The organism is Fulvivirga kasyanovii, assembly GCF_009711405.1.
In the GTDB taxonomy this organism is placed as follows: domain Bacteria; phylum Bacteroidota; class Bacteroidia; order Cytophagales; family Cyclobacteriaceae; genus Fulvivirga; species Fulvivirga kasyanovii.
In genome coordinates this window covers 1-9,170 of the sequence record NZ_SMLW01000409.1, presented here as the reverse complement: position 1 = coordinate 9,170, position 9,170 = coordinate 1, and the positions used below count along the sequence as shown (strand labels likewise).

Below are 9,170 nucleotides of genomic sequence, written 5' to 3'. Positions count from 1 at the left end.
GATTGTCTTCGGTTTCGTGGTAAAGGTCAGCCTTGTATTTCCCAGGTGATCTTTTAAATGGTACTGGTAGTCAAAACTATTTCCTTCACCTTTCACTATCCTTCCTTCTTCATGCTGAATAAGTTGCAATTCACCGTTTTCGTAAATAAACTCACCCATATAGTCTGTGCGCTTGACAAGGCTATCTCCAGCATCATAAACTTCCTGAGCCAGCTTTACTCCGGTTGCGTCATAGATATATTTAATATACTTACCATCGGTTTTAAGTACTTTCACTGGTAAATTAAGGTTATTATATTCAATCGCCTCTATTTCTTTATTCCTGTCTTTAGTCATGTTACCGTTGGCATCATATTCATAGTCATCTCCTGTGGTGTTGCGGTCTGTAAAACCATCCCAGCCTGCTGCATCACTCACGGCGGTCAATTGATTGCCTTTGCCATTGTAGGTGTAGGTAAGTGCATCTATGGTTCGCAGGTCTTCCTCCATAGATTGCCTGTTAAGACTTTGAATATTCCCATTCAGGTCATAGTTAATATTATTTACACTATAACCTCCTTTTGCCGATGTCCATGTATGGGTTGCTGTATTTCTCTGGGCATACTGTGCTTTTGTGATCCTGTTCATTGGATCATATTTATAGGTATAAAGTTTCTCTTCGGCATCTCCGTGCGTTTTCCATTTTATTGCTGAGATATTGCCATTGTACACCGGGTTATGATCCTGAGTAAGATCAGTGGTCTGTGGAGTTTTGGTAGTGCCAAATACTTCGGTGCTATAAACAGATTGATCGCCTTTATAAACGCCCCTTATACGATAATAGTATAAGGTGTTAGCCTCAAGTGAGTGATCTTTGTAAGTGGAGGTTCCGGGAGTAGTTGTTGCAATTAAGCTGTACCCCGTGCCTGATGTTACGGATCTTTCTATTTCATAAGCAACATCCTTAGTACTTTCCCATTCAAGTTGTATTTTATCAAAGTCTGTTACTGTTGCCTGTAATTTCTGTGGAGCAGGGCCAGTGTTTGAAAATCGCCCAAAAGAAATATCTACATTCTTTATCTCACCACCTTTATGGTAAAAGCATACATCAACTAGCAGTGGGGAGGTTGATACCACCTGAGATGGATAAAAAACAATTCCATTTTTTTTGTATTCAATAGAGGTGCCAGTTCTTTCAATTCTTAAAACATCACCATCGGAGAGCTCACCAAAACCTCCCTTTGAAGTTCCGTTTTCCTGAACCACTATAGTATTCGTGCTGCTAAGCTTGATGGCATAATCCATAACACTGCCTGCATTGGTGTTGCTCTGAGTAAGGCCAAAGTAGCGTTCGTGATTCGTAGCATAAACTGTAAATTCCACCCAGCCGTCAACTCCGGCTGCCAGCACTTCTGAAGAGGCAGCTCCGGCATTGTCTGTGCCCCATCCTGCGGTTTTTACTAATGAGTTATCTGCCTGTACCGCAACCCCAACTAAATCGGTCCAGGTGACGGCTGAGCCTGTTGGCGGTGGAGTCGCAGGTGTGGTTAAAGTAACTATATTGCTATACCCGGAACCCTCTGCATCATTAAATGAGGTAAGTCTATAGGAATAGGTAGTTTCTGGCAAAACATCAGTGTCTTTATAAGTTATAATATTAGCGTTTATAGTAGCCAGCAGTTCATAAGCCCCTGTTCCCGTTTTGCGCTCCAATCTAAATCCATTTTCATTACTGGATGTGTCTGTCCAGTTGAGTTCTATGCCGCTTATTGTGGCAGTGCCTTGTAAATTTTCCGGAGCATCCGGTACAGTAACAACTGCTGCTGTACCAAAGGATAAGACAGCATTGTTTATGGCCCCTCCACTATGATAAAAACAGGCATCTACAACCAGTGATGTGGATGAAGCTGTTTGCGACGTGTAAAAAGTGTCTCCATTCCATTTGTATTCTACCGTAGAGCCAGTTCTTTCTATCCTCAATACATCGCCATCAACAAAGGTTCCAAAACCTGCTTTAGGGCTTCCATTCTCCTGAATGACAACGTTGTTATTATTATTTAATTTAATGGTATAATCCATGACGTTACCAGCATCTATATTGCTTTGCGTAAGGCCAAAATAGCGCTCGTAACCTGTGGCATAAGCTGTAAACTCTGCCCAGCCGGAAGCTCCTGCTGCTAGTGTTTCAACAGAAGCAGCCCCTCCATTTGTAGTTCCCCACCCGGCTGTTTTAACAAGGGCATTGTCATTTTGCACTTCCACCCCAGTCAGGTCTGTCCAGGTGACATTCGTCTGGCCATTGGCATAAAAACTAATCAGTACTAAGAGGGTTGAAGTAATTTTTCGCATGAAGTCTTTCATTCTTTCTATAGTCTTTAATTCCCGGCAGGAACTCCATTTAGAGGATGGTTATACAAGAGTTCCATGCCGAAAAGATCGGGGTTTGCGTCATCTACATTTCTTTCCGGGTCAATTTGAAGTGTACTGCTATTCACACTTTCAAGCCACCCACGGATGTTATAACGGTAGTCGATGGATTGGTGAGGCCCATTGTTTTCCACATGCAGGTTCTTTTCTATCAGCTCCCCAAGTTCATTGTATTTGTTCTCCGCTAACAGTACTTCACCCTGCGACGTATCGTTTTTAATAAGCTCATGATAACCTTGCATAAGCCGGCCTGTGTGATCATAGGTATAGCGCTTTTTGATCCCGTATACTTCGCCATCTTTTTGATGACTTGTTTTGGTAGCCAGAATCCAACCGGGGAAATTATAAAGTGTGCTGTATTTATCCTTACTTCCGAAATGATTTTCTGTAATAGTTTGAATGACTCTGTAGCGGTCGTCGTAGTAAGTCACTGAGCATAACCATGTATTGTTGCCATCCTGTACCTTGATCTTATTACCGGTTGAGAGGCCCCGTACACGGCTAAATTCTTTCGAGGGAAAGGAGTAGGTTCCCTGAGCACAAGTTTCAGGGCCTAGCTGAGTAGCGTCATAATCGTAGTCCGGACCAAAGTCAGCCAGGCTTTTGAAGTCATAGCTGTCATAGTAGGTTATTGTCAGGTAATCACTTTCTGAGGCTGTATCAGGAAACGACCGGCTCGTGTATCCATGGGTGGTAGTACCTGCTTCCTCATGCCATTTATCCGAATTTCCAGTCGCAGTATTGTAAAAAACATCAACTACAGCCTGCATCTCTGCCCGGGTAGCGCTTACAGAATGCGTATATATGCCGGTGGCAACAGGCCTGTTGAACCGGTCATATTTGGTGAAAGACCATTCCCGGCCCGTTGTTTTATTAGGGTCTCGTTGATTCCCATCTTGTGTCAGCACGAGGCGATCCCTGCCGTCATAGATCATATACACCCAATCTGATCCAGGAACACGTTTTTCGATTATACGGTTACGGTCATCATATTTGTACTGGAAGGCCCAAAGTTTTAACAGATCAGGGGAAACAGTATATGGGATTGAAGGAGAGCCGATCTTTTTTACTGCTTCCGGAGGTAATATATAGCTTAAATTACCATAGTCATTGTAGATATAGTAAGTGTCAGCCCATAATTCAGGATCTTCGTTTTTATGAACTTGTACCCGTTTTAAAATGGTTTGCCCAAGTTTGTCAATAAATTCAATAGTTTTATGACGATCCTCATCAGTCATTTCCACTTTTTGCAATTCTCCGGTGGCATATTTGCCGGAAGCCTGTAAACCTTCCTGTAATTCCCATATCAGCACCTCATCATCATTCAAATCATTGAGCAGATAAGAGTACCCCAACGCTCTGTCTTCTCCCCATGTTTCTCCAGGTCCTGTCTTTCGTTTCACTCTATCCAGAGGTGATTCATAATAATCTATTGTTTCCCAGGGATATGCATCATCCGCTACCTCATTGCCTAAAGCATGACCTGTGCTATAAAAGTCGGCTTGCCCGGTAGTTATATTATTCCTCCAGGTACCATTGTTTAACCCATCGACATAGGTTAGAAGCTGTTTATGTTTTCTTCCTGACGGATCATACTCCACATAATCTATGAGATCATTCATTTTGGGTGATCCCGCATGTACTACATGTTGTGTAGGTCTTCCGAGTGCATCAAAATACTGTACCTGAGATGCGGCCACATTGCTGTATGACGGGTTGTTTTTGTTTTTAAAAGGTATTAGTGAACTCCTCTCAATCACATAATTTTTGTCTGGAGATGCCTCAAGTAAAGGCGCATTAGGGTCATTTATATAAAGCTCCGTGTACTCCCCAATACCACAGGTTTCGGAGACTCCAGCAACCTTGAGTACACCTCCGTTAAATTGTTCTTTAAAATCAAGCTGAATACTATTATTATTTATGAGGGAAATAGTTGTGCCTGGCGGATTTAACCAAGAATATGTATCGGCATTAGGTTGTATATTCACACTATAGGCAACTCCTTGTGCTCCTTTTGAAATTACATTCGGGCCGTTGATTGAGGAAATGTGCTGTACGGGGTAGTATACTTCTATTTCTTTAGAAGATAACTTCCCCTGTGCTATTGTGCCATCATCCATTTTTTTTTGACCAAGTACAGAGATTGTTAGTGGGAAATTTCCACTGTATTTCATGGCGTAAATTTTTACCTGCATTACATTGGTGCGCATGTCGCCTCCGGCATCAGGATTGCCAAGAGGTTGAATAGAACCACCCGATACCATCCAGACGTAACGGTTGTCGTCATTAATGTTGTCTAAATCAATATTGGAAATAGGATCAACAGAAAAAGTCAGGACCTGATCTCCCTCGAGGCACACTTCCGGCTCACCTTTTATAGGCCCGGCATCACCAGGTACAGTAGAAAACCTTAAGGGTAAAGGTAAAGAGTATTCACCGCTGCAAGTGCTATTTACCCCTCTCACCTTTATGGCTCCCTCGTTAAATGCAGTTGAAAAAGCTACTGTTACATTGTTAGTCCCGTTACCTGAAATAATGCTTCCTCCTTGTGGTAGAGACCAATCATAGCTCGTGGCATTAGGGATGGTCGGTATGCTGTAAGTAATTTTTGATTCACCAGGAGTTACCCTTGTACTGCCCATGATTTCTCCAGGAACTTCAGGGACTTTTTCTCCTGCTGTCAGGTGTTTGACGGAAGTGTGAGGCGTACAGGCTTTAGGTACGATATACACAATCAAATCTCCGTTTTCATAGTTTTCAGGGAACTTGACGGTAGCAGATTTATGATCAGATGACACAACCGTTGCCCTGGGCTCAACCCACATAACCTTACTGACATTAGGTGAATTGACAGGATCAATGGTAAATTGCGCAGTTCCCCCCTTACATACTGTCGAGGGGCCTGAAATTATACCTGGTTTTGGGGCGGAACTATATATGTTTACTGATAAGTATGCCGCCAATGTGTTGCCACTTACTTCAATTAATCCACCTATTCCGACAGCGTCGAATTTTATGGTTACTTCATTAGTGCTTACTCCTGAAACAATGGTTGCTCCTTGTGGGATCTTCCAACTATACCCGTAAACAGGTACCGATTCTCCGGAACTTCCGACTAAAGTATAGGTAGCCGAGGATCCTAGACAAATCGATGCAGGCCCCTTAATCTCTACTTTTAAGGGGGTACCTGTGCTTCCATTTGCCAGATGGCAAATCAGAAAAAATATAATTGTGTTAATAAAAAAATTATTAGCCTTGTCCATAGAAACGATTGTTACTGCTTATTTTGATAATGGTAGATGTACTGCTTTAATATATATTCTTCATGATCTTTTACTGTCTGTAAACGATCCAGTGGGTCATAACCATAATAAGAAGTTATACCATTTGGGTCTGTGCTGGAGGTTATACCTGTTAAAGGGGTGTAGGTATAGCTTTCCATTTGAGCTTCTTTTGGATAAAGCCTTAGGTCATCTACATGAATTTGAGAATAATACAAGGTAAAGTCACCTCCTTGATAAGGCAATTCAATATACTTCCATGTGGTGCTATTGTTTATTAGAAAATCTTCGCCGTCATTAATACTTATCCGTCCCTGTTGTCCTTCTTCAATACGCTTTACCTTGCAACTTATTATGTAGTCACCTTCGGGTAGGTTATTTTTATAGATATGCCCAAACCCCTTTAAGCATTGCTCACCGGAAACCCCGCCTGAAATTACATTATCGGTTTCATACTCCCAGCCTCCCTGGTCAGGGCTTTCAAAGCTGGTAAAAGCTATTTTATCATGGGTTGCATTCTCCACTTTTGCTATCGGCAATGTATGTTGATAGCCCCACAAATACGAAACGGGTCGATCTCTGTCCTTTTGCCATTGAATGAGGTTCCCGTGATCGTCATACAGGTAATCAGCCTCATGTTCATAGCCGCTTTTTTGCCAAACTTTTGAGAGGGAAGGCACATAGATACCTGTAGGTGTCACTTTGAATTCATGCTCCTGCCCTTTTATTTTTTTGGCTTTGGTTTTATTTAAGGTCTCTGATTTAATAACCGGGGTTATGACGTTATCTTCTACCATTTTCTCATACACATTCTGCGAATGGGCATAATCCTGGGGGTAAAAATTTGAGGTAATGAGTTCCTGATTTTTGCTATCAGTAGTACTCAAAACTGTTACCTGATTTCGGTCATTATACTCATAAGTAGTAGTCACTACATAATCACGTTTCTCCTGCTGAGTATTGTGGAAAGTTTCGGTTTTGCTTTGCAGGTTCTGTTTGCCTAGTTTCAAAGGGTAAAAATGAAGGTAAAAATGTTCTGGTTCGAACCGGGAGGATGGATGAACATTACCGTCAAGGGCTGTTATCCAAGGTGGATTATATTCCGTTTTGAAGCACCATTTAATAGCAAAACCTGAAAGCTCATATTTGTACTCAACAGACTTGACAGGGACGTTGCCATTATACTCCACTTGCTTAGAAATAAGCCCATTAAGTAAGTCATTAGAGGGAGGTATACCCGGTACTGTAATTTCATAGGAGTGACTATCGGGGTTGTTATGGTAAAAGTACTGCGAACTGCCGCGCTTTCCATCTTTATCATAAGAAATAGTCACGCTGTTATATCCTACAAGCCCTCCATGTGCAGAATAGCTATAATTAGCAACAGGATTAGAGTATAAAGTATATTGATAAACATCTACATAGTCACATTGGCAAGGTACACTTGGGCACCCACTCTCGTTAGAACTACAATTGAATGAATTGGGGTCAGCCTGATTACTGCTGCAATGTGCGCTGTTATCATTGGCGAAGTTATGGTTTGAGAATTTTCTGTAAAAAATAGGCTGCGTCATGAGTTTCCCATGCTCATAAACAAATTTTTTCTGTAGTAATAGTGAGCCAGTTTCATTGTGTTCTTCTATCTTTTGCACTCTTAGACCTCCTACAATCCTATTGCTATGGATTTCATCGGTCTCCTTTTCTTTATAGGTGAGGCTAATACTTGCAATATTAGCATTTGTGCCTGTCCCTCCTTGAGAAGGGGCATTGTCCGGGTAGTTTGCGGTAATCCTGTAACGACCTGGAATAAGGCCTGTACTATAGCTTAATTGCTTATAATTATCGCTACCGAAGGTTTGAACATTGGAGTGTTGTTCCAAGGTTTTAAAGTCATAAACCTGTTCTCCCGGATTGGTTCTTACCCAGGTTCCTGTTTCATTGTTCCACCTTTCTAATTTTGTGTACAACCCCTTGGTCGGATAGTTGGCATCGTAGGGCACACAATAACCATTATTAATAGGGCAGGGGTCATCAGGAGGATTGGGGCAGCAATTTAGGGTTATATGGATACTAACAGGGTTGGCCTTTACGTATTTCATTACCCCTCCTATAAATAAGTTCATGCTAAACCCAATATCAGGGACTTCAAATTCTTCGACACTTACCCCACTGGAAACATTAACAGCATTTTTTGTTTTATCAATCAATATTGATGAGGATTGGGTTTCCAGGATTTTGTTGGCTTCATATTCAATAGATGTATGGCCACCTGTAGGATAATTAATTTTCAATAATGCGCATGCGGCCATTTTTGCTTCATTGGCGGATCGGTTCCCAACTCTGCGGGTAGTGGGATCCGTTACCAGGAAATAGTCTGGAATGTTGCCATCCCAATAACCAAGTTTGTTATAGTTGGGCAACAGGGTTTCATTGAGATCTGCCCCATTATAGAAACCCCATAAGTCTTGGGCAAAAGAAGTTTTGCGCGGTAGTGTTATAGAATTGTAAGTAAAACTATAAGCAGGAATTTTTGTTCCGTTTAAAGTACCATCCGTTACCTGAACACTCTTCAGCTTCAGACGTTTGCTTCTGTATTGATCCCTTTTAGAGTTCGAAATGTAATCATTAGTGTAGAGGCTCCGTCTAAGAGGGGCGATTCTGGCGGTTTCCGAGATGCTCAACCAATCGTAACCACTAGTATAAGCTTCAAAATATTCATATATAAACCGCGCTTTCTTAACCAGGTGATCATCATTATCATATAACTCAATGGCATCAAGCTTCAATCCTTCCTGAAGATCCTCCCGGGGACTTGTTCTGAATTTCAATTTCCCATTGGTAAAGTATACACTGTCAAGGTAATAGCTCTCTAATTTGCTGCATGTAATAACTTCAGTAACAACATCTGTAGCGCCTGGATATTGCTTACCAGGTGGTACGGTTATGTGTTGCCAGGTTTTATCAAGCGAAGGTGTGGAAATAGAGGTTCTTTTATCAGAATATTTAAAAACTACTTCTGTTTTATCAGAATAAATAATTTTTGTCAGGTACCATGTACGTGCTTTGGTGGGCGGGCGAACAGGTTCCTGGGAAGTGTCTACTGGTTGCAATTGCGAAGTGTATGTGTAGCCCACTAGTCCAAAAATATATCGAGTGCCATCTGGCGTTACAGCCTCCAGTGCTGTGCTTAGGTCTAGTCTATTAGTGGTAGCCTTAAAGATTATATTTTGCCTGTCCAGGCTTACCCCCGTGGTTTTGTCTTTAAATATGAATTTACCGCTATTACCTCCAAAAGAAAATGAATAAAGATCGAATTCAAAGTTTGTTTTGTTAAGGTCGTTATTGCCTGATATGTCAAAGGACTTTATTGTTCCATTTTCATCGGCATAGCACAAGCCCGATTCCACCAGATTGGTAGCTTGAGGTGTAGTGTATCCAAAGCCGTCAAATGTTGAATTATAAGGTTTAGGAGCCTGGTTATAG

The 9,170-nt window shown here is 41.6% G+C and carries 3 protein-coding genes; all 3 read right to left on the bottom strand.

Annotation, left to right across the window (positions count from 1 at the left end; all coding sequences use genetic code 11):
• Positions 1 to 2,340 (bottom strand): RHS repeat domain-containing protein (locus E1163_RS05595; protein ID WP_185155974.1); only part of this gene is annotated, 2,340 nt, incomplete at its 3' end.
• Positions 2,341 to 2,354: 14 nt separating this feature from the next.
• Positions 2,355 to 5,669, bottom strand: a complete 3,315-nt coding sequence (locus E1163_RS05590) for a DUF6443 domain-containing protein (RefSeq protein ID WP_155170355.1) — start codon at positions 5,667 to 5,669, stop codon at positions 2,355 to 2,357.
• Between the two features lie 11 nt (positions 5,670 to 5,680).
• On the bottom strand, positions 5,681 to 9,170 hold a 3,490-nt coding region (locus E1163_RS30430), incomplete at its 5' end, for a hypothetical protein (RefSeq protein ID WP_185155973.1).